Origin of the sequence: Burkholderia sp. LK4, from assembly GCF_001043615.1 — a bacterium.
GTDB classification, from domain to species: Bacteria; Pseudomonadota; Gammaproteobacteria; order Burkholderiales; family Burkholderiaceae; genus Burkholderia; species Burkholderia cepacia.
Genome location: NZ_LDUL01000038.1, coordinates 48,848 through 71,065 on the forward strand (window position 1 = coordinate 48,848; position 22,218 = coordinate 71,065).

Below are 22,218 nucleotides of genomic sequence, written 5' to 3' on the forward strand. Positions count from 1 at the left end.
GAATGATTCAAGATATCTAACCATGCCGCGATACCAGCATCTTCTGTACTTTGCACAACGCGTCTACCATCGCCTGCCGGTGAGCCAGGAGGCGAAGTGGCGCGTTCGCAAGGCCATTTCGCCGGTTATCACGTCGTTGCGTCAAGGCAAGTCGATTCGTCAGGCGTTGCGCTCGGCGGTCCGGCGCGAAAAGTTGCTCGATCACGCTCGCGAATCGCGCCTGCAGCACCTGCTGCTCGACCTCGCGCAGCGGGGCGTGCGAAACGTCAGCCACGTCATTGCGGTGCCGTTTCTCGGAACGGGGGGCGCAGAGAATGTCGCGCTCAATTTCTCCAGAGCGCTGCGCGAGATCCATCCCGATCGTCAGGTCCTGGTCGTCGTCGCCGATCGCGACCTGGTCGACGAGCGCGTCGCGCGGATCGATGGCGTGCATGTAGTCGTTCTGCGCGATTTCACCGAAGACGATTCGTACGCGCTGAAGCAGGCGCTCCTGTATGACATGCTGCTGGCAATCCGGCCCGCCGTGTTCCACAACATCAATAGCGAAGTCGCGTGGAACGCGGTCATCTCGCAGGGAAGCCGGCTCCAGGAAATCACGCGTCTGTTCGCCAGCATTTTTGCGTTCCAGTTCGCCGAGGACGGCAAGAGCAAGATCGGCTACGCCGCTTATTTCCTTCAGCCGGGGCTGCCGGCGCTGACCGCGCTGCTGTCCGACAACCAGCGCTTCGTGACCGATGCGCGCGCCGAATACAACCTCGGGCAGCAGGGTGACAAGCTGCGTGCCGTGTACAACCCCAGCCGCATGGCGACCGACGGCTGGAAGACGCGCGCGTTAGCGCGCATCGCGAGCCGCGGGCAGGATCTGGCGGGGCAGCGCCCGGCATTTCTGTGGGCCGGGCGACTCGACAAGGAGAAACGTGTCGACCTGCTGTTGGCGCTCGTGCGGGCATGCCCGCATATTGATTTCTACGTCTATGGCCAAGCGGTTGTGAACGTCAGCGAGCAACTCCCCGATCTCGCGAATCTGCATCTGATGGGGCCGTTCACGTCCCCGGAGGAACTCGTGCGCGAACGAGCGTACACGGGCTTCATCTTCACGTCGAAGTGGGAAGGCATGCCGAACATCCTGCTCGAGATCGGGGCGCTGGGCATGCCGATCATCGCGCCGTCGGTGGGTGGTGTTGGCGAACTGATATCCGATTCGACCGGATATCCGCTGTCGGAGAAGCCGGAGGTCGCGGATTATCGCGCGGCGATGGAGTTGGTCATTTCGAATTCGCAGGAAGCCGAAGCGCGCGCCCGCGCGCTCGTCGAGCTGATCGACGGGCGCCATACGTGGCAGCGATTCGTCGAGCATGTCAAGGAGTTGGAAGGTTATGGGAGCTGACCGGAAAGAATCGGGCGCTGACGACTCGCGAGATTCGTCGTTGCCGCTCGTATCGGTGGTAATCCCCTGTTTCAATCAGGCGCAGTATCTGAATGAATCGATCTCGTCGGTGCTCGATGCGTATCGCGGGCCGCTGGAGATCATCGTTGTCGATGACGGTAGCACGGCACCCAGGACCGATAGCCATCTGCGTGCAGCCGAAGCGCTGTCGCCCATGGTGCGGGTGATTTCGCAGCAGAACGCGGGCCTTTCGGGCGCGCGCAACACGGGTATCGCTGCCGCGACGGGCGAATTCGTGCAGTTGCTGGATGCAGACGACATCGTCGTTCCGCCGAAGCTCGACCTGCAGGTTGCGCATTTCCAGGTCGCCAATGCACTTGACGTATCGGTGTCCAACTTCCTGTTGTGCGACGATACACGCTCGGTCTTCTCGAAAAACGACGAAGCGATCGCGCACTCGTCGCTCAGCCTGTCCGATTTTCTGTACAAATGGGAGCGCGGCTTCGCGATTCCGATCCACTGTGCGCTGTTTCGCCGAACGGTGCTGATGGACGCGCCGTTCGACACGTCCGCGCGCGCGAAGGAAGATTGGCTGTTCTGGTGCGGCCTGAGCGCGCGCGGCGCGCGCATGGCGTACCTCAACGCGCACATTGCGATTTACCGGCAGCATGCGCAAAGCATGCGCCGGTCGTACGTGAAGATGGGCAAGAGCTGGCTGCATGCTGCGGCCAAGATCGACGCGATGGTGTCCGCCCGCGAACCGGCGTTTTTTGAGTCTGCGGTCGACTGGTTCGAGAATTTCTATCGAAAGCACCCGGCGTACGTCGAGGAAATCGCACAGTTGCGCGGCCATGCGCATGAAACCGGATCGGGGGCTGCCACGTCGCCGGCCGCTCCCGCGGATCTGCTTGCGCGGAAGCTGGCGCGCCTGCAGGCCGCCATTGCGAAAATGCCAGTGTCGGCGACACCGCTGATCAGCGTCGTGATCCCGGCATACAACCACTTCGACTACATCGACGGCTGCCTACTGTCCGTGATCGAGCAGCAGGACGTCGCATTCGAGATCATCTGTGTCGACGACTGTTCTCCCGATGCACGCACGACCTCACTGCTGCATGCGTTGCAGGGCAGTCATCCGAACGTGCGAATCGTCCTCAACGGCGAAAACAGGGGTATTTCGCGCACGCAGAACGAAGCAGTCGAACAGGCGGCTGGAGAATATGTTGCATTCGTCGATTGCGACGACGCGCTGGCGCCCGGCGCGCTGTCCCGCGTCGCACAGGTACTGGCGCAGGGGCAGCCGTGCGATTACCTGTTCACCGACCGGTTCGACATCGACGAAAGTGGCGACGAAATCCGGCGTGCGGACTATGGCGGTTATCCCGGCATCGCGTTCCGGAACGACGCGAGCATCAGGGGCGACCTGCTCGACGGCATGGTAGCGTCGCACCTGAAGGTGATTCGGCGCAGCGCGTATCTGCAGGCGGGCGGATCGGTCGATGCCTATTCAGGCATCCAGGACTGGGAGCTGGCGCTGAAGATCGCGGAGTTCGGCAATTTCCGGTATCTGCATGAACCACTCTATCGGCACCGGATTCATACGCGCTCCGTTACCTCGTCGGACAGCGTTGGCCAGTTCAGGCGGACCAATATCGTCCGGCGGCAGTTTGCCGGCAGGTGGCTTTGCGAAGGACGCGACCGAACCGGGCCGGTCACGCGTTTTTCGAGCGACGCGAAGTCGATACCGTCGATCGAACAACTGAAGGAAGTGTGGCGGCAGGGGCGGCGATGCGAGATGGTCGTCGCGGTGGACGCGCCGCTACCGGTGCTCAATTTCCTGCGGGAATTCAATTCGTACTTCGATCGCATCGTGTGGACGAGCGCCGAAACCTACGCGGGTCTGCTCGGGTATGTAGAGCCCGGCGTGATGGTGGCGTACGGGCGGGCGCAGCACGACTGACCGGAGTGTGGAGCGCGCGTTGCACGCGCGCCCGGCCTGACGGTTTGCCCGTCGGCCGGTGCCGTGCCGCAGTTACTTCCTCCCGGTAAACGGCCGCATGATCGCCCGCAGCAGCGGGCCCAGCACGGGAATCCGGTGCAGGCGAAGATACGCGCGATAGATGATGAAAATGCGGGCGCGCTGAAACGCGACCCACTGGTTCGCGTATTGCCGCAGTTCGACCGACTCGCTCCTGAGGACGTCGGCTTCACGTGCGTGGACGAGCAGCTTCGCGCGTGCGTCCGCGAGTTCCCGCCTCAAGCGACGCAGTTCTTCCTGGTTTTCCGCGGATGCGGCGGTCTGGCCGGCGGATGCCGGTGCGGGCTCGTGGGATTCGTGATGGGAGGCATTCATACCGAATATTCGCTGAATGTTCGCGACGTACTGCGCGTCGCCATGCTTGTCGTGAACGTAGTCGGACGCGCGCTTCGACAGCGCTCCGAGCAAATCGGGTTGGGCGTAAAGGCGCTCGATGGCATCGCGATACGCGTCGACAGCTTCGTCGAGGTCGTTCGATGCCTCGATGAGGATGCCGGTCTCGCCGTCGAGCACGGCTTCGCCGATACCGCCGATGTTCGGTGCGATGACCGGGAGCCCCGACCCCATCGCTTCGAGAATGACGTTCGGCAGTCCATCGAACCATGACGTATAGACGAGCGCATCGTATTCGTGTAGCGGAAGATCCGCAAACGCCGAAAACGGCCCCTTATAGTTTGCGTCGGCCAGGTCGACGTCGAACCCCGGCGTGATGCCGCCGTACAGGTCGAGTGTGATGCCGGAACCGCTCTGCGCGAAGTACTTCGACAGTGCGACGGCCAGTTGCGGCCGCTTCTGGCCATCCAGCCGCGACGCCCACAGCAGGCGACGACGCGGCGTCGCGTGGAGCGTCGGTTCCTTGACGCCGTGCAGCAGCGCGGGGAGGTTGTTCCAGCGGGACGCGCTGGCGCCGAAGATGAATTCGTCGTCGACGACCGTTTGTTCGTTGTCGGTGACGATCCGCGTGATGTGCTGGATGTTGTTCGTCAGGAACTCCACCGCGCCGCCGGAGATGATTGATACGTTGTCTTCGTAGACACGCGTGTCGCAGAACCGGTAGTACGTGACGTCGCGCCCGCTGAACTGCGCGAAATGGCGGCTCAGCATGCGATGGGAAAACACGCATGCGCGAATGTGCAGACGGGCGTCGGGCGCCGCGGCGCGAATCAGGCGTGCGGTGATACGATCGCGCTGGCGGTCCTCGAGCTTCTTGCCGAGCACTGCGACGTCGACGAAGATCGCCGCGTCGGGCAGCCGCGACAACCACGCGTGCTTTTCCATCGGCTCGCCGGAAACCACGAGGATACGCTTCGACGCGCCGCATGCCAGCAGGCCGTTCATCACGTCGAGGATGTAGCGCTCCGCGCCGCCCGCGGGCAGGAACGGGATCAGGAATACGTCCGTGATCGGGCCGGCGTCGCGAATGGCCTCGCACATCTCGTAGTAGACCGCCGACGGTTCGGGTGTCGACCACATCGCGCTCGTCTGGCTGCCGTGCCGCAGCGCCAGCGTGTCGACAGCCGGGTCGATCCGGTTGGCAGCCTCCGTCATGTCCGACAGCAGCCGGCTGCCGAGGAATTTCTGCTTGACGTCGTACCACGGTGGCAACATGCGTTCGCCGGCGCGGTACGCACGGTAGTCGTCCGCGAACACACGCAGGTAAACGGCCGGGTCGAACAGGTCGGTATCCGGCGTTTCGAGCTCGACGTTCAGGCTGCGCGCGGCAGCCATGATGCTCTGCTGGCGCTGGCGATAGTAAAGAACAGTGTCGGGGATGTAGTGTGCCTTCATCCCGAGCGCGATCGCGCACGAATTGAAGTGCCAGTCCTCGAATGCGTGGCCGCGCTGCGTATCGCAGTGCACATACTTGAGGCGATCGAACGTCGAGCGGTGGAAGAACACGCGCGACACGTACGGATGGATGTCCGCGAGCAGGAACGGCATCAGGTCCGCTTCGCCATATTCGGTAATGAAGTACATCGAACCGAATGCGATCAGGTACTGCGGGAACAGTAGCGCATCGTTGCCGTACTGCTTCGCCGCGGCCAGCGCTTCGACGAAGAAGTTGAACGATACGAGATCGTCGGCATCGGCCGTGGCGAAATATTCGCCTTGCGCGATCTCGCAACCGGAGTTTCTGCTAAGACCCAGCGAGCGGTTCGATACCTCGATCGTCTGGACTCCGTCGAAACTGGAAAGGTCGGCCGACGCGATGACAGAGCGGGTCGCTTCGTTCGGGTTGTCAAGGACGACGACAATTTCCAGGGTGATACCGCGGGCTCTTGCGAAGTCTGCCGCTTCAGCGAGGGACCGGAGCGTCCGGTTGATGATGCCGCCCTCATTGTGAGCGTTGAGAATCACCGAAATATCAAACATAGGGTGCAACTGGCGGATGCGTATCGAGGTGACGCATTATATACAGAAGCATTTGGCGTTTCGGAGCCGGCCGGGGCGGGGCCGCACACGCCTGTATTGCGGCCCTTTTTCCGGCCAGGACGCCCGTGGCGCCCGCCGCCACGGCATAATTGCTACAAATGGCAATCCAGTTTGTGTGCGCAGGCATCGCTGCGCACACTGACGGATTCCCCTCGCGCCAAATGTTAACGATAGTCAGCACGTGACATCTCATCCGCAAGCAGTCAATCACGCTCCGCATCCCGTCGACGAAATCCTGTCGATTTCCATCGTGACGTACCACCCGGACGAGGCGCTCCTCGCGCGTACGTTCTCCAGTCTCCGCGCGGCATGTGCGCGTCTCCGGACCGTGCGCGGTGCCAGCGCGATCAGCGTGTGCGTGGTCGATAACGGCGGCTTGCCGGACCTCGCGGCGGATCGTGCCGCGTTCGAGCAGGCCGGCATCGGGTACGGCGTGCTGTCCGGTCACGGCAACGTCGGCTACGGGCGCGGGCACAACCTCGCGATCGAAGCGGCGCGTAGTCGCTATCACCTGATCCTGAACCCCGACATCGACCTCGAGCCGGATGCGCTCGTGCAGGCGCTCGACTTTCTCGATACGCATCCCGAAGCAGGCTTGCTGACGCCGCGCATCGGCGACGATTCGGGCCGGATCCAGTATCTGTGCCGCCGCTATCCGGCGTTGGTGGATCTCCTGGTCAGGGGCTTCCTGCCGTCGCCTCTGCGCCAGCCGTTCGAGCGGCGGCTGGCCAGCTACGAGATGCGCGACAGCATCAACGAAACGGACGTCGTGTGGGATCCGCCGATCGTCAGCGGCTGCTTCATGCTGTTCCGTACCGACGTGCTCGCACGTCTGCAGGGCTTCGATCCGCGCTATTTCCTGTACTTTGAGGATTACGATCTCAGCTTGCGGACCGGCCAGTGCGCGCGCACCGTCTATGTGCCGCTGGCGCGCGTGATCCACCACGGCGGCGGCGCGTCACGCAAGGGCTTCGCACACATCCGCATGTTCGCGGCGTCGGCGTTCAAGTTCTACAATCGCTTCGGCTGGAGGCTCTGGTGACCCGCATCGTCGTGACGGGCGCCAACGGCTTCGTCGGCCGCGCGGTCTGCCGGCTGGCGCTCGCGGCAGGACATACGGTCACGGCGCTGGTGCGCCGTCCCGGCGGGTGTGTCGCCGGGGTGCGCGAATGGGTACATGACGCACCGGATTTCGCCGGGCTCGTGGACGCGTGGCCGGCCGATCTCGAAGCAGATTGCGTGATCCATCTGGCTGCGCGCGTCCACGTGATGCGCGACGAGTCGCCCGATCCGGATGCCGCGTTCGAGGCGACCAACGTTGCGGGGACGCTGCGCGTGGCCGAGGCCGCGCACGCGCACGGCGCCCGCCGTTTCGTGTTCGCCAGCAGCATCAAGGCGGTCGCCGAGGGCGATCGCGGTGTACCGCTCGCGGAAGACGTCACGCCTGCGCCCGAGGATCCATACGGACGTTCGAAATTGCGCGCGGAACAGGCACTCGCGCAATTCGGGTTGCACGCGGGTGTCGATGTGGTCATCGTCCGTCCACCGCTCGTCTACGGCCCCGGCGTGCGAGCGAACTTCCTGAAGATGATGGACGTCGTGTCGCGCGGACTGCCGCTTCCGCTGGGCGCGATCGCCGCCCGTCGCAGCCTCGTTTACGTCGACAATCTCGCGGACGCGCTGCTGCGTTGCGCAATCGACCCGAGGGCCGCGGGCGAATGCTTTCATGTCGCCGACGACGATGCGCCGTCGGTCGCCGGATTGCTGCGGATGGTCGGCGACGCGCTCGGCCGGCCGGCGCGGCTGTTCCCGGTACCCGTCACGGTGCTGCTCGCGCTCGGCAGGCTGACCGGCCGCAGCGCCGCCGTTGATCGCCTGACAGGCAGCCTGCAGCTCGATGCCGGCCGCATGAAGCGCGTGCTTGACTGGCAACCACCTCATACGACGCGGCAGGGCCTCGAAGCGACCGCCGCGTGGTATCGTTCGCGCGACAAACAGAAATAGACAATATGCATCCCGCGATTATCACGTGGCTCATGGCGACCGGAGTGGCTCTGGCCGCCGCCGTCGCCACAACGCTCGTCCTGCGGACGCTGCTCGCCACCGGGCTGGCCTGGCGACTCGCAACCGACATTCCGAACGATCGTTCGCTGCACACGCTGCCGACGCCGCGTGTTGGCGGCTGGGGCATCGTGCCTGTGTGCGTGATCGCGATGCTGTGGCTCGCGCCGTCGATGTGGCTGGTTGCCGTTGCCGCCACGGGGCTGGCCGCGCTGTCGCAGCTCGACGATCGGCGTGGGTTGCCGGCGCGGGTCCGGTTCACCGCGCACCTTGTCGCGGTCGTCGCGCTGATCGTCGTCTATCCGGCCGCCGCACCATGGTGGCTCCTTGCCGGCGTCGGTTTCGGGATGGTCTGGCTGACCAATCTGTACAACTTCATGGATGGCGCGGACGGTCTCGCCGGCGGCATGGCGCTGTTCGGATTCGGCGCCTACGCCGCGGCCGCGCTGGCCGGCGTGCAGCCGGCGCCGGATCTCGCCGTGGGCGGCGCGGCGATTGCGGGCGCCGCATTCGGCTTCCTGCTGCTGAATTTCCATCCGGCGAAGCTGTTTCTGGGCGACGCGGGCTCGATTCCGCTCGGCTTCATGGCGGGCGCGCTCGGCTACTGGGGCTGGCGAGGCGGGGTATGGCCGATCTGGTTTCCGGCGATGGTGTTCTCGCCCTTTATTGCTGATGCATCTGTAACACTTGCGAGACGTTTGTTACGCGGGGAAAAGTTCTGGCAGGCGCACCGGGAGCATTACTATCAGCGCATGGTGCGCTCCGGCACTGGTCATCGGCGTACCGCCATTTACTGGTACCTCGTGATGCTCGCGGGCATAATCACAGGCCTGTGGGCATTGGGCCGGCCGACATTGCAGCAGTGGGGGCTGTTTGTCGCCTGGTATGGCGTGCTGGCGTGTATCGGTTGCGCGATCGACGCGCGCTGGCGACGGGTCGGTACGGCCGCCGAAAACAAATCTTGAGGTCTCCCGCCGATGTTGCGATCCAAAGCATCTTGGCTGTCACTGAGTGCTTTCCTGTTCGACCTGCTGGCGGTTCTTGCCGCATGGTTGTTTGCTTATCTCGTCCGCTTCAACGGTAGCGTTCCCCCCGATTTCCTCGGCGGGGCGCTCATGGCGCTGACGTGGGTTTTGCCCGTATACGCGCTGATGTTCCACATATTCGGCCTGTATCGCGGGCTGTGGGTATTCGCGAGCCTGCCCGACCTGATGCGTATCGCGAAGGCGGTGGTCGGCGGCGGCGTGATCGTGATGATCGGCGCCGTGATGTTCCAGCCTGTGCCGATCATTCCGCGCTCGGTGCTGCTCGTGTCGCCGCTGATGCTGTTCCTGGCAATGGGCGGCGCGCGCGCGCTGTATCGCGCGACGAAGGAGTATTACCTGTACGGCGGCCTGGTCGGGAAGGGCAAGCCGGTGCTGGTGCTCGGCGCCGGCACGGCCGGCGCGAGCCTCGCGCGCGAACTGTCGCGCTCCGGCGAATGGCGCCTCGTCGGCCTGCTCGACGACGACGTCACGAAGCAGGGCCGCGAAATCTACGGCTACAAGGTGCTCGGCTCGTTCAACGACCTCAAGCACTGGACCGACGCGATGAAGGTCGAGTACGCGATCATCGCGATTCCGTCGGCATCGGTCGAAACCCAGCGTCGCGTCGCGACCCTGTGCGTGCGTGCCGGCGTGAAGGCGATGGTGTTGCCGTCGCTGACCGCGTTGATGCCGGGCCAGGGCTTCCTGTCGCAGGTGCGGAACATCGATCTCGAGGATCTTCTCGGCCGCGACGCCGTGACGATCGATACGCCGCACGTCGAGGCGCTGCTGCGCGGACGCGTCGTGATGGTCACGGGTGCGGGCGGGTCGATCGGCTCCGAGCTGTGCCGGCAGATCCTGCGCTTCGCGCCTGCGCAGCTCGTCGCATTCGATCTGTCCGAATACGCGATGTACCGGCTGATCGAGGAGTTGCGCGAGCGCTTCCCCGACCTGCCTGTCCTGCCGATCATCGGCGATGCGAAGGATTCGCTGCTGCTCGACCAGGTGATGTCGCGCCATGCGCCGCACATCGTGTTTCATGCGGCCGCCTACAAGCACGTGCCGCTGATGGAGGAGCACAACGCGTGGCAGGCACTACGCAACAACGTGCTCGGCACGTATCGGGTGGCCCGTGCGGCGATCCGCCACGACGTGCGCCACTTCGTGCTGATTTCGACCGACAAGGCCGTCAATCCGACCAACGTGATGGGCGCGAGCAAGCGCCTGGCCGAAATGGCCTGTCAGGCATTGCAGCAGACGAGCGGGCGCACGCAGTTCGAGACCGTGCGCTTCGGCAACGTGCTCGGCAGCGCAGGCAGCGTGATTCCGAAGTTCCAGCAGCAGATCGCGAAGGGCGGCCCGGTGACGGTCACGCACCCGGAGATCACGCGTTTCTTCATGACGATCCCGGAAGCGTCGCAGCTCGTGCTGCAGGCATCGAGCATGGGGCATGGCGGCGAAATCTTCATTCTCGACATGGGCGAGCCGGTGAAGATCGTCGATCTCGCCTGCGACCTGATCCGCCTGTACGGTTTCTCGGAAGAGCAGATACGGATCGAGTTCACCGGGTTGCGGCCGGGCGAGAAGCTCTATGAGGAACTGCTCGCGGACGACGAGGCGACGACGCGCACGCCGCATCCGAAACTGCGGATCGCACGTGCCCGCGAGGTGCCGGACAATTTCCTCGACGAACTCCTGCCGTGGCTGATGCAGCATCGCGTGCTGCCCGACGACGAAGTGCGGCGGGATCTGCGCCGCTGGGTGCCCGAGTATCAGACGGCCGCCGTGCCGGCCCTGAAGAGCGTACGGGTCGCGTCGAACCGTTGACGGCCTTTGCCGCGGCGGCGCGGCAGTCGCTCCGAGCAAAAGAAAAGCGCCCCGCGGGGCGCTTTTTTCATGCTTCATGCCGGGCCATGAGCGGCTCAGTGGCTGCGCCGCTCCTTCCTCACCACCATCCACCGCGGCACGCGGAACCGCACGATGCTGAGATACAGCCACACGTAGGTCAGCGCGAACAGCACGACGAACACGAACAGGTGCACCGTGTGCCGCCAGAACAGCGTCGCGGGTATCACCGCGACGAGGCACAGCAGCCACAGGTACGGCGACGTCAGCGAATTGCGGCGCGTGAGGTCGTGCGCATGCTTCGTGCCGACCGCCCAGCGCATCAGCCGCTTGTACACGAGCATGTGCAGGTGCACGCCGTCCGGAATGCCGGGCGACATCCCGCGAATGAATTTCTTCCGGTAGATCGAGAAGCAGGTCTCGAAGATCGGGTACATGAACAGCAGCACCGGGTACCAAGCGGATACCTCGCGGTTGCGCATCACGAGCATGATCGCGAGTTCCGCGAGCATGAAGCCGATGAAATAGGCGCCGCCGTCGCCGAGGAAGATCAGCCCGGCCGGGAAATTCCACAGGAAGAAGCCGAGCACGGCGCCCATCATGATGATCGACGCGGACATGACGACCGGGTCGCGGACCTGGAACGCCACGTAAGCGAGCGATGCGAACATCATGAAGCTGACCATCGACGCGAGCCCGTTGAAGCCGTCGATGATGTTGACCGCGTTCGCGAGCGCCGCGACCGCGAGCACGGTGATGAACGCCGAAATGGCCGCGTAGTGGAGCAGGAAATCGAGCGGCGGCACGCTGATGCGCGTGACCGCGATACCCATCAGCCAGAACGCGAGCGCGGCCGCGCCCATCGTGCAGAGCAGCCGCGCGCGCGGCGACACGCGTTTGGTCAGGTCCTCGACGAGGCCGGACAGAAACGCCGGCAGCCCGCAGGCCGCGATGCCGAGAATACTGCCCGCGATCGTCGGATAGTGCCGGGACAGAATCAGCGCGGCCACGACGACCCCGGCGAGGATCCCGATGCCCCCCACGCGCGGCACGGGCCGCACATGGAATTTCTGCACGCCGGCCAGGTCGCTGTCGACCGAGAATTTCTCGTGAAGGTGCGCGTAGCGCACGATGAACAGCGTGACGAGCAGGGAGACGATGAAGCCGGACGCGAAGCTGAGCATGGGATCGCTCGAAAAATGGACAGCGGATTATACAAAACCGCGCGGGTTCCCCTCCTGCCATCGCCAGTGGTCGACACACATTTCCTCGATGCCGAGCGTCGCGCGCCAGCCGATGATGTCGGCCGCGGCCTGCGGGTTCGCGTAGCACTCGGCGATGTCGCCCGGGCGGCGCGCGACGAGTTCGTACGGCACCGGGCGGCCCGAAGCCTTCTCGAACGCGCGCACGACTTCCAGCACGCTGTAGCCCTGGCCCGTGCCGAGGTTCACGACGAAGCTAGCGTCGCGTTTCGCGAGCGCGTCGAGCGCGGCGATGTGCCCCTTCGCGAGATCGACGACGTGGATGTAGTCGCGCACGCCCGTGCCGTCCGGCGTCGGGTAGTCGGAGCCGAACACGCGCAGTTTTTCCAGCTTGCCGACGGCAACCTGCGCGACATACGGCATCAGGTTGTTCGGGATGCCGGCCGGATCCTCGCCGATCAGCCCGCTCGCATGCGCGCCGACCGGATTGAAGTAGCGCAGCGTCGCGATGCGCCACGTCGGGTCCGACACCTCGAGATCGCGCAGGATCTGCTCGGCGATCAGCTTCGACTGGCCGTAAGGATTCGTCGCGGACAGCGGGAACGACTCGTCGATCGGCGAGCGCTCGGGCACGCCGTACACGGTCGCGGACGAGCTGAACACGAACTGCTTCACGTTGCGCTCGCGCATGACCTTGAGCACCGCGAGCAGGCCGCCGAGGTTGTTCTGGTAGTACTCGAGCGGCTTCTCGACCGATTCGCCGACGGCCTTGAGCGCCGCGAAATGGATCGTGCCGGTGATCGGATGCGCGTCGAACACCTTGGCGAGCGCGGCTTCGTCGCACACGTCGACCTGATGGAACGCGGGCGTCTTGCCGGTGATCCGCTCGATGCGGCGCACGGATTCGGCCTTGCTGTTGACGAGGTTGTCGACGATCACGACATCGAAGCCGTTGTCGAGCAACTCGACGGCCGTGTGCGAGCCGATGTAGCCCGCACCGCCGGTAACGAGGATGGTGCCTTTAGCGGTCATTGCAGATGCGCTCCTTCAGAGGGTGATGCCGGTTAACGAATGGATGGTACGCCGGTAGCGTTCGACGACCTGCTGTTCGTCGAATTCCGCCGCGACCTTCTGCCGGCCGCGCGCGCCCATCGCGTCGCGTCCGGCCGTTCCGAGTTCGATCATGCGGAGCAGTTGCACCGCGAGGCTCGCGCTGTCGCGCACACGGCACAGGAAGCCCGTGTCGCCGTCGGCGACGACGTCGCGGCAGCCCGGCACGTCGGTCGCGACGATCGGGCGCCCCATCGCCGATGCCTCCATCAGCGTGCGCGGCACGCCTTCGCGGTACGACGGCAGCACGACGCAGTCGGCCGCCGCGATATGGGGGCGCACGTCGTGCGCTTCGCCGAGATACTCGACGACGCCTTCGCCGACCCACGCATCGACATCCGCGCGGCCGATCGCGCTCGGATTGTCGACGCCGAGCGGCCCGAGCAGCTGGAAGCGCGCGTTCGGGAAGCGCTCGCGCACGACGCGCGCGGCCTCCACGTATTCGCGCACGCCCTTGTCCCACAGCAGGCGGCCGATCAGGATGAAGACGGGGGCGCTGCCGGCCGGCAGCGGCACCGGCGCGAACTGTTCGAGATCGACGCCTTCGCCGTGCAGCAGCCGCGCGCGATCGGGATGCGCGAGCAACTGCTCGTCGGTGAAGGTGGCGAGATCGTCGCGGTTCAGGAACCACACTTCGCGCGGGAAGCGGAACGCGAACCGGTACAGGCGCTTCGCGACGCTCGCCGCGCGGCTCTTCTGGATGAAGACGTAACCAAGCCCCGTCGTCACCGCGATCGACGGCACGCGCGCGAGCCACGCGGCGACCGAGCCATAGATGTTCGGCTTGATCGTGTAGTGAAACACGAGATCGGGCTGCAGCGCGCGGTAATGACGGAACAGTGCGGCAAGCGTGCCGAGATCCTCGCGCGGGCTCGTGCCTTTCGACGCGACCGCGAGTGCCACGTAGCGGCAGCCCATCTGCTCGAGCAGGGGCACCGTGCGGTCGTGCGGTGCGATCACGATGACGTCGGCGCCGCGCGCGACGAGCGTGCGGATCAGCCCGTGGCGATACGTGTAGATCGCCCAGGCCGTGTTGCAGACGAGCGCGATGCGCAGCGGGGAGGTGGCGGACATGAAAAAAAGAAAAAATAAAGCGTCGAAATGGCCGAAAACGCCGGCTACGCGTCAGGCGGACGGCCGGGCGGCGAACAGCGTCTGCTTGATCCGCTGCAACGTACGGTACGGCGTCACGAAATGCAGCAGGTTCTTGGCGAGGCCGGCCCAGTCGTACGGGTTCAGCGCGTTGAAGTGGCTCAACAGCAGCGTGAGCGTCGACACCAGCTGGCGCCGGCGCTTGGTCGCACTGATCCCGCCCTCGTTCAGTTCGTAATAGAGGCCGAGTTCCGGCAGGTTCGCGCAATCGTAGCGTTGCATTAACCGCAAGAAAAGATCGAGATCCTCGGCCGCACGGTATTTCGCACGATAGTTCCCCACTTCGCGCACGGCGTCGATGCGCAGCATGACCGACGGATGCACGAGCGGCGAGCGCAGAAAGCGCGTGCGGCGTAGCGTGCGCGGATCGGCGGGCGGCGTCAGCATGAAGCGCGGTTCGCCGGCGCGCGACACGACCTGCGTCCACATGCCGACGCAGGCGACGCGCGGATGGGCGCCGAGATACGCGCGCTCCTTTGCGAGGCGCTGTGGCGCGGCGAGATCGCCCGCGTCGATGCGGGCCGCGAAGCGAAAGCCGCGCGCGGCGAGCGCGTCGATGCCGGCCGCGAGCGCGCGCTCGATGCCGCCGTTCTCCGGCATGCGCAGCACGTCGATCGTGAGGCCGGGCAGGTCGGGTGCGACGATCGGCGGCGTGCTGCCGTCATCGACGATCAGCACGTGCACGGGCGTGTCCTCGCGAAACGATGCGAGGGTCCGAACGACGTCGTCGTGCCCGTTGTAGGCCGGCATCAGCACGGCCACGTCGTCGAGCGGGGTCGGGCAATCAGGGGACGTCATGGTCGCAGCTTGAAACGGATGTAATAAAAGTTGACGGCGGCGGCGGCCAGATAGCCGGCTGCCAGCCCGACGAGCGCGCCGTACAGGCCGAGCCGCGGGATCGCGAACAGGTTGACGAGCGCGGCGATCGCGAGCGCGAGCAGCCATTTCGACAGCAACACGAATTTTGCTTGATATTTGAGAACGATAAGATTGCCTATCGCCTCGATGCCGGCCGGCACCGACAGCCAGACCGCCCAGCGGAAGATGTCGACCGACGCCTCGTAGCCGTGGCCGAACACCTTGCCGACGATCAGCGGGGCGGCGGCGTCGAGCACGAGCGCGCCGGCCGTCATCAGGCCGGCCGTCATCGCGATCAGCCGGACGATGTTGCGGCGCAGCCGCGCGAGGTCCTGCACGCGATAGACGAAGGCGGGCGCGATCGTCTGCGCGAGCATCAGCGCGAGCGTGATCCAGTTCTCGTTGAGCTGCTGCGCGGCCGAGTAGCGGCCGAGATCGGCGAACGACACGTGACGCTCGAGCATCAGGCGGTCGAGCTTCAGGAACAGGTACATGCAGATGAGGCCGAGCCAGAACACGGTGCCGGCCGTCGCAAAGTGCCTGAACAGCGGCTTGTCGAACGTCCAGCCGAGCGATCCGCCGTTACGATGCCGGTAGTACAGCATCAGCGCGATACCGATGGCGGCGGCCTCGAGCGCCCACAGCCACGCGAAGCGGGCGGGGCCCGCGGCCGCACGGACGAGCAGCCAGACGAGCAGCGCCTTCGCCAGCGCGGTGACCATGCTGGTGACGAGCTGCGGCTTGCTGTAGGTCATGCTCTGCAGCCACGCGTTGATGACGCCGACGAACGGTTCGCGGAACACCATCGTGACCGCCAGGCCGGCGAGCATCGCGCCGACCAGCGGATCGAAGGCACCCGCTGTGATGGCGATCCAGGTCGCGACGAGCGCGGCGGCGGAGACGGCGATGCGCAGCGCGAATGCGCTGCCGAGTACCGCGCCGAGCTGGGCGGGCGGGCGCTGGACGATGGTCGGGACGAGGATTTCCGCGCCGCACACCCAGGTGAGCGGCGCCAGTACCAGGAGGAGCGTATTCGCATACTGCCATTTGCCGAACACATCCGGCCCGAAATAACGGGCCAGCAGGCCGCTGATCGCGATCGCGACGCCGATCTGCGTGAGCCGTTCGAGCCCCAGCCAGACGAGATTCGCGACGGCCTTCGCGACGTCCGGGTTGCCGAAGCGCTTCAGCATGCGCTGTGGCGGCGTGCGCGCAAGGGGGCCGGCAGGGCGCCCGGGGGCTGCAGGTCGGCGGCGACGGGACGGCTAGGCATTAAAATGGGCGGCATGCGCGTCATCAAAACCCGCGATTATAAGTGGGATCGGGGTGGCTTCCGCCGTTCTGCGCCAGCGGGTGCGCTCCTTGCCGGACGGGCATGTATCATGCGCGGCACCGGCGAGCGGCGGCCAGGCAAGCCAGACAATTTTCCATGCACGCAACTGAGAGAAGTGAATCGATGATCTCCCAATCCATCTTCAAGGCATATGACATTCGTGGCGTGGTCGGCAAGACGCTCGACACCGACACGGCGCGCGGGATCGGCCGGGCATTCGGCAGCGAAGTGCGCGCGCAGGGCGGCGACGCGGTCGTCGTCGCGCGCGACGGCCGCCTGTCCGGGCCGGAGCTCGTCGGCGCGCTTGCCGACGGCCTGCGTGCGGCGGGCGTCGACGTCGTCGATGTCGGCATGGTGCCCACGCCGGTCGGCTATTTCGCGGCGAACGTGCCGCTCGCGCTGAAGGACGGCGAGCGCCGCGTCGATTCGTGCATCGTCGTCACGGGCAGCCACAACCCGCCCGACTACAACGGTTTCAAGATGGTGCTGCGCGGCGCCGCGATCTACGGCGAGCAGATCCAGGCGCTGTACCGCCGCATCGTCGACGAGCGCTTCGAAACGGGCAGCGGCTCGTACGAACAGTTCGACGTGGCCGACCAGTACATCGCGCGCATCGTCGGCGACATCAAGCCGGCCCGTCCGATGAAGCTCGTCGTCGACGCCGGCAACGGCGTGGCCGGCCCCCTCGCGACGCGCCTGTTCAAGGCGCTCGGCTGCGAACTCGTCGAGCGCTTCACCGACATCGACGGCACGTTCCCGAACCACCACCCCGATCCCGCCCACCCGGAAAACCTGCAGGACGTGATCCAGGCGCTCAAGGACACCGACGCCGAGATCGGCTTCGCGTTCGACGGCGACGGCGATCGCCTGGGCGTCGTCACGAAGGACGGCCAGATCATCTATCCGGACCGTCAGCTGATGCTGTTCGCGGAAGAAGTGCTGTCGCGCAACCCGGGTGCGCAGATCATCTATGACGTAAAGTGCACGCGCCACCTCGCGCAATGGGTGAAAGCGAAGGGCGGCGAGCCGCTGATGTGGAAGACGGGCCACTCGCTCGTGAAGGCGAAGCTGCGCGAGACGGGTGCGCCGCTCGCCGGTGAAATGAGCGGCCACGTGTTCTTCAAGGATCGCTGGTACGGCTTCGACGACGGTCTCTACACGGGCGCACGCCTGCTCGAGATCCTCGCGAAGACTTCCGATCCGAGCGCGCTGCTCAACAGCCTGCCGGACGCGATGAGCACGCCCGAACTGCAGCTCTGGCTCGACGAAGGCGAGAACTTTCGCCTGATCGACAAGCTGCAGAAGGAGGCGAAGTTCGACGGCGCCGAGGAAGTTGTGACGATCGACGGCCTGCGTGTCGAGTACCCGGATGGTTTCGGCCTCGCGCGTTCGTCGAATACGACGCCGGTCGTCGTGATGCGTTTCGAGGCCGAGACGCAGGAAGGGCTCGAGCGCATCCAGGAAGACTTCCGCCGCGTGCTGACGGCCGCGAAGCCGGACGTCAAGCTGCCGTTCTGAGCCTCGGCGGCCGGCAGGCCGCCCGGGGCGCGAGGGTGGGTCCAATCGTCGCGCCGGCCCCGAAAAGCGGCGCATGCCCAAGGCGTGCGGCCGCTTTTTGTCTGTCCGCCCCCCCGGGCGCGATAAAATCGCGTCTTTATGCCTGTCGCCGGCTGCCAGCCGGCGTTTTTTCAGCGTGCAAAAGATCCTGATCGTGCGCGTGTCGTCGCTGGGCGACGTCGTGCACAACATGCCGGTGATCGCCGATATCCGGCGCCGCCACCCCGATGCGCAGATCGACTGGCTCGTCGAGGAAAGCTTCGTCGACCTCGTGAAGCTCGTCGACGGCGTGCGCAACGTGCTGCCGTTTTCGTTGCGGCGCTGGCGCAAGAAGCCGTTCTCGGGCGCCACGTGGCGCGAGATCCGCGCGTTCCGCCAGCGCCTCGCGGCCGAGCAGTACGACCTCGTGATCGATTGCCAGGGTCTCATCAAGACGGCCTGGGTCGCGAGCTGGGCGCGCGGCCCGCTCGTCGGGCTCGGCAACCGCACCGACGGCGCCGGCTACGAGTGGCCCGTGCGTTTCTTCTATCGCAAGCGGGTGCCGATCGCGCCGCGCACGCACGTCGTCGAGCGCTCGCGGCAACTCGTTGCGGCCGCGCTGGGCGACCCGGCGCCGACGCCGGCCGACCCGGTCGACTTCGGCCTCGATACGCGCGCGGCGGCGCTCGCGGTGGCCGCGCTCGGCCTGAACCTGCCGGTGCCGTACGTGGTGTTCGTCCACGCGACGTCGCGTGCCGACAAGCAGTGGCCGGACGCCGCGTGGATCGAGCTCGGCCAGGCGCTCGTGCGGCGCGGCGCATCGCTCGTGCTGCCGTGGGGCAACGACGCGGAGCGCGCGACCAGCGAGCGGCTCGCGAAGGAATTCGGCGCGGCGGCGATCGTGCCGCCGAAGCTGTCGCTGCCCGCCGTGGTCGGCCTGATCGACGGCGCGGCCGCGACCGTCGGGGTTGACACAGGTCTGGTTCACATCGCGGCGGCGCTGAAGCGTCCGACGGTCGAACTGTACAATTTCGCGACGGCCTGGCGGACCGGCGGCTACTGGTCGCCGAACGTCGTCAATCTCGGCACGGCGGGGCAACCCCCGTCGATCGCGCAGGTGAAGTCGGCGCTCGCGGGCTTCGGTCTCCTGTAACGGCCGCCATAGGCACGAACCGGCACGCACCCGCACGCACCGGCACGAATCCGCGCGAACCCAAGCGAACCGATCATGAGCGAATCCCAGATCATCGAAGTCCCGTCCGCCGACTGGAGCGGACACAACCTGTCGGCGCCGCGCGAGCAACTGCTGGCCGCCGTCGAGGAAGGCAAGGTGCTGTATTTCCCGCACCTGCGCTTCGCGATCGAAGGCGGCGAGGAAGCGCTGCTCGATCCGGCGCTCGCCGACCCGAAACGCAAGAACATCAGCCTCGCGCCGAACGGCGGCGCGCTCGCCGGCGTGCTTGGCGACAGCGTCACGCAGTCGGCGGTGCGCGCGCTCGTCGCGCGTTTCCAGCAGCAGGCCGGCACGCTCGTCGACGGCCTGTTTCCCGAATACCGCGGCAAGCTGCGCGTCGCGCCGACGAGCCTGCGGCTGATGCAGGTCGAGACGCGCCAGACATCCTGGCGCAAGGACGACAGCCGGCTGCACGTCGACGCGTTCCCGTCGCGGCCCAACTACGGCGAGCGCATCCTGCGCGTGTTCACGAACGTGAACCCGGCCGGCGTGCCGCGCGTGTGGCGCGTCGGCGAGCCGTTCGAGGATGTCGCGAAGCGCTTCCTGCCGCGCATCAAGCCGCAGCTGCCGGGTGCCGCGTGGCTGCTGAACCTGCTGCACGTGACGAAGTCGCCGCGCAGCGCGTACGACCACCTGATGCTGAACCTGCACGACAGCATGAAGGCCGATCTCGACTACCAGAAGACCAGCCCGCAGGAGACGATGCCGTTTCCGCCGGGCTGCGTGTGGATATGTTTCTCGGATCAGACTTCGCACGCTGTGATGTCCGGCCAGTTCATGCTCGAACAGACGTTCTTCCTGCCGGTCGACGCGATGGTTCGCCGCGAATGCGCGCCGCTCGGCATTCTCGAACGCCTGAAGGGCAGGGCGCTGGTTTGAGCGCGCACCTGCTTCGACGCAACACGAGGGCCGCCGCATGCTGCGGGTGATCTATCGCGCGCTGTGGTGGCTCGTCGCGCCGGCCGCGGTCATCCGGCTCTACGTGCGCTCGCGCAAGGAGCGCGGCTATCGCGAGCACATCGCCGAACGTTTCGGCCACGTGGCGGGCCGCTCGCGCGACGACCGCGCGCCGCTGATCTGGGTGCATGCGGTATCGGTCGGCGAGACGCGCGCCGCGCAGCCGCTGATCGACGCGCTGATGCGCGCGCGTCCCGATGCGCGCATTCTGCTCACGCACATGACGCCGAGCGGTCGCGCGACCGGCGAACAGATCTTCGGCGATCGCGTGCTGCGCTGTTACCTGCCGTACGACATGCCCGGCGCGGTGCGGCGCTTCCTGCATGCGTGGCGGCCGACGCTCGGCCTCGTGATGGAAACCGAGGTGTGGCCCACGCTGATCGACGAGTGCCGCCGCGCGGACGTGCCGCTGGTGCTGACCAATGCGCGGATGTCCGCGCGTTCGTTCCGGCGCGCGGCGAAGTTCGGCGCAGCGACGCGCGACGTGTTCGGCGGCTTCTCGCGCGTGCTCGCGCAGAGCCCGGCCGATGCGGAGCGTCTGACGTCGCTCGGCGCGCGCAACGTCACCGTGCTCGGCAACCTGAAGTTCGACATGACGACGCCGCCGGAACTGGCGGCGCGCGGCCATGCGTGGCGCGACGCGATCGGCGCGCGGCCCGTGTGGGTCGCCGCGAGCACGCGCGAGAACGAAGAGGCGCTGGTGCTGCAGGCGTTCGCCGCGATGCGTACGCCCGGCGCGCTGCTGGTGCTCGTGCCGCGCCATCCGCAGCGTTTCGCCGAGGTCGAGGCGCTCGTCGGGCGCAACGGGCTCAAGTGCGTGCGACGCTCCGCATGGGCGGCCGACGCGGCGGCACTCGCGGCCGGCCGTCCGGCCGCCGAGCCGCTGCCGGACGACGTGACGGTGCTGCTCGGCGATTCGATGGGCGAGCTCGGCGCGTATTACGCGGCCGCCGACATCGCGTTCATCGGCGGCAGCCTGCTGCCGCTCGGCGGACAGAACCTGATCGAAGCGTGCGCGGTCGGCGTGCCGGTACTGATCGGGAAGCACGTGTTCAACTTCACGCAGGCGACCGCCGACGCGGTCGCGGCCGGCGCGGCACTGCAGGTCGAGGATCCGCTCGATCTCGCGCACGTGCTCGACGCGCTGTTTGCCGACAACGCGCGGCGCATCGCGATGGGCGCGGCCGGCGCGGCGTTCGCTTCGCGTCACCGCGGCGCGACCGCGCGCACGGTCGACGTGCTTGCCGCGCTGCTGCCGCCCGCCGAAGCCGGCGCGCATGCGCTGCCGGGCGTGCAGGACGCCGCCGACGACGCATAGACGGCGGGCGGCGCGATGCCGCCCCGGCGCGCGTGGCGGCGTCGCAGCGCGCCGCCACGCCGCTCACCTCACACCGTCAGCAAGCCCTTCTTCTCGATGAACGCGATCACGTCCGCGACGCCTTCGAGCGCCTTCAGGTTCGTCATCACGTAGGGCCGCTCGCCGCGCATCTTCTTCGTGTCGGACGCCATCACGTCGAGGTTCGCGCCGACCAGCGGCGCGAGGTCCGTCTTGTTGATCACGAGCAGGTCGGACTTCGTGATGCCGGGGCCGCCCTTGCGCGGAATCTTCTCGCCGCCCGCGACGTCGATCACGTAGATCGTCAGGTCCGACAGCTCGGGGCTGAAGGTCGCCGCGAGATTGTCGCCGCCCGATTCGATGAACACGATGTCGGCGTCGGGAAAGCGCGACAGCATCCGGTCGACGGCCTCGAGGTTGATCGACGCATCCTCGCGGATCGCCGTGTGCGGGCAGCCGCCCGTCTCGACGCCCATGATGCGCTCCTCGGGCAGCGCGCCGGCAACCGTCAGCAGCCGCTGGTCTTCCTTCGTATAGATGTCGTTGGTGATCGCGACGAGGTCGTAGCGCTCGCGCATCGCCTTGCACAGCATTTCGAGCAGCGTGGTCTTGCCGGAGCCGACGGGGCCGCCGATGCCGACGCGCAGCGGCGGCAGTTTCTTCGTGCGGCGGGCGGGGGAGGGTGCGGGTGCGTTCATGGCGTGTGTCGTG

Annotated in this window: 17 protein-coding genes; 10 read left to right on the forward strand and 7 right to left on the reverse strand. The window is 66.3% G+C overall.

What is annotated here, in order from left to right:
- Positions 1-22 precede the first annotated feature (22 nt).
- Positions 23-1,387 (forward strand): glycosyltransferase family 4 protein, encoded by a 1,365-nt coding sequence (locus tag VK92_RS20150; protein ID WP_048024256.1) that lies wholly within the window; start codon positions 23-25, stop codon positions 1,385-1,387.
- Positions 1,377-3,347 (forward strand): glycosyltransferase family 2 protein, encoded by a 1,971-nt coding sequence (locus VK92_RS20155; protein ID WP_048024254.1) that lies wholly within the window; start codon positions 1,377-1,379, stop codon positions 3,345-3,347. Before VK92_RS20150 ends, VK92_RS20155 begins: the two co-directional genes overlap by 11 nt.
- A gap of 72 nt (positions 3,348-3,419) precedes the next feature.
- Here VK92_RS20155 and VK92_RS20160 read toward each other — a convergent pair whose 3' ends face one another.
- Entirely contained in the window at positions 3,420-5,783 is a 2,364-nt protein-coding gene (locus VK92_RS20160) for a glycosyltransferase (protein WP_165589128.1), read from the reverse strand.
- Between the two features lie 256 nt (positions 5,784-6,039).
- Between VK92_RS20160 and VK92_RS20165 the strand changes: the two genes are divergently transcribed.
- From VK92_RS20165 to VK92_RS20180, 4 genes are read left to right on the forward strand one after another with little or no spacing between them, the layout of a single operon-like run.
- Positions 6,040-6,900 carry a glycosyltransferase family 2 protein gene (locus VK92_RS20165; protein ID WP_048024252.1) on the forward strand — a complete coding sequence of 287 codons (861 nt, stop codon included), beginning with the start codon at positions 6,040-6,042 and terminating at the stop codon, positions 6,898-6,900.
- A complete protein-coding gene (locus tag VK92_RS20170; protein WP_048024250.1) occupies positions 6,897-7,862 on the forward strand; it encodes a UDP-glucose 4-epimerase family protein in 966 nt (321 codons plus the stop codon). The genes VK92_RS20165 and VK92_RS20170 overlap by 4 nt, the downstream gene beginning before the upstream one ends.
- Positions 7,863-7,867: 5 nt before the next feature.
- Complete coding sequence (locus VK92_RS20175; protein ID WP_048024248.1) at positions 7,868-8,884, forward strand: MraY family glycosyltransferase; 1,017 nt, start codon at positions 7,868-7,870, stop codon at positions 8,882-8,884.
- A gap of 12 nt (positions 8,885-8,896) precedes the next feature.
- Positions 8,897-10,771, forward strand: coding sequence for a polysaccharide biosynthesis protein (locus tag VK92_RS20180; RefSeq protein ID WP_048024247.1), 1,875 nt, complete (start codon positions 8,897-8,899; stop codon positions 10,769-10,771).
- A 95-nt stretch (positions 10,772-10,866) separates the two neighbouring features.
- On the opposite strand, the gene VK92_RS20185 is transcribed toward VK92_RS20180, so the two are convergent.
- From VK92_RS20185 to VK92_RS20205, 5 genes are read right to left on the reverse strand one after another with little or no spacing between them, the layout of a single operon-like run.
- Positions 10,867-11,973 (reverse strand): MraY family glycosyltransferase, encoded by a 1,107-nt coding sequence (locus tag VK92_RS20185; RefSeq protein ID WP_048024245.1) that lies wholly within the window; start codon positions 11,971-11,973, stop codon positions 10,867-10,869.
- Between the two features lie 27 nt (positions 11,974-12,000).
- Positions 12,001-13,023 carry a UDP-glucose 4-epimerase GalE gene (gene galE / locus VK92_RS20190; RefSeq protein ID WP_021161711.1) on the reverse strand — a complete coding sequence of 341 codons (1,023 nt, stop codon included), beginning with the start codon at positions 13,021-13,023 and terminating at the stop codon, positions 12,001-12,003.
- A gap of 15 nt (positions 13,024-13,038) precedes the next feature.
- Positions 13,039-14,175 carry a glycosyltransferase family 4 protein gene (locus VK92_RS20195; protein ID WP_048024244.1) on the reverse strand — a complete coding sequence of 379 codons (1,137 nt, stop codon included), beginning with the start codon at positions 14,173-14,175 and terminating at the stop codon, positions 13,039-13,041.
- 51 nt (positions 14,176-14,226) lie between these two features.
- Complete coding sequence (locus VK92_RS20200; RefSeq protein ID WP_021161709.1) at positions 14,227-15,051, reverse strand: glycosyltransferase; 825 nt, start codon at positions 15,049-15,051, stop codon at positions 14,227-14,229.
- Positions 15,048-16,304: an oligosaccharide flippase family protein gene (locus VK92_RS20205; RefSeq protein ID WP_048024242.1), complete on the reverse strand. Its 1,257-nt coding sequence runs from the start codon at positions 16,302-16,304 to the stop codon at positions 15,048-15,050. The genes VK92_RS20200 and VK92_RS20205 overlap by 4 nt, the downstream gene beginning before the upstream one ends.
- A 263-nt stretch (positions 16,305-16,567) precedes the next feature.
- On the opposite strand from VK92_RS20205, the gene VK92_RS20210 reads away from it, so the two are divergent.
- The 4 genes from VK92_RS20210 (at position 16,568) to waaA (ending at position 21,489) form a co-directional block, all read left to right on the forward strand.
- Complete coding sequence (locus tag VK92_RS20210; protein ID WP_048024239.1) at positions 16,568-17,962, forward strand: phosphomannomutase/phosphoglucomutase; 1,395 nt, start codon at positions 16,568-16,570, stop codon at positions 17,960-17,962.
- 175 nt (positions 17,963-18,137) lie between these two features.
- Positions 18,138-19,133, forward strand: coding sequence for a lipopolysaccharide heptosyltransferase I (gene waaC, locus VK92_RS20215; protein ID WP_021161705.1), 996 nt, complete (start codon positions 18,138-18,140; stop codon positions 19,131-19,133).
- A 75-nt stretch (positions 19,134-19,208) separates the two neighbouring features.
- Positions 19,209-20,093 (forward strand): Kdo hydroxylase family protein, encoded by an 885-nt coding sequence (locus VK92_RS20220; protein WP_021161704.1) that lies wholly within the window; start codon positions 19,209-19,211, stop codon positions 20,091-20,093.
- Positions 20,094-20,130: 37 nt separating this feature from the next.
- Entirely contained in the window at positions 20,131-21,489 is a 1,359-nt protein-coding gene (waaA, locus tag VK92_RS20225) for a lipid IV(A) 3-deoxy-D-manno-octulosonic acid transferase (RefSeq protein WP_048024238.1), read from the forward strand.
- A gap of 68 nt (positions 21,490-21,557) precedes the next feature.
- On the opposite strand, the gene ureG is transcribed toward waaA, so the two are convergent.
- Positions 21,558-22,205, reverse strand: coding sequence for an urease accessory protein UreG (ureG, locus tag VK92_RS20230; RefSeq protein ID WP_027788168.1), 648 nt, complete (start codon positions 22,203-22,205; stop codon positions 21,558-21,560).
- Between the last annotated feature and the right edge of the window lie 13 nt (positions 22,206-22,218).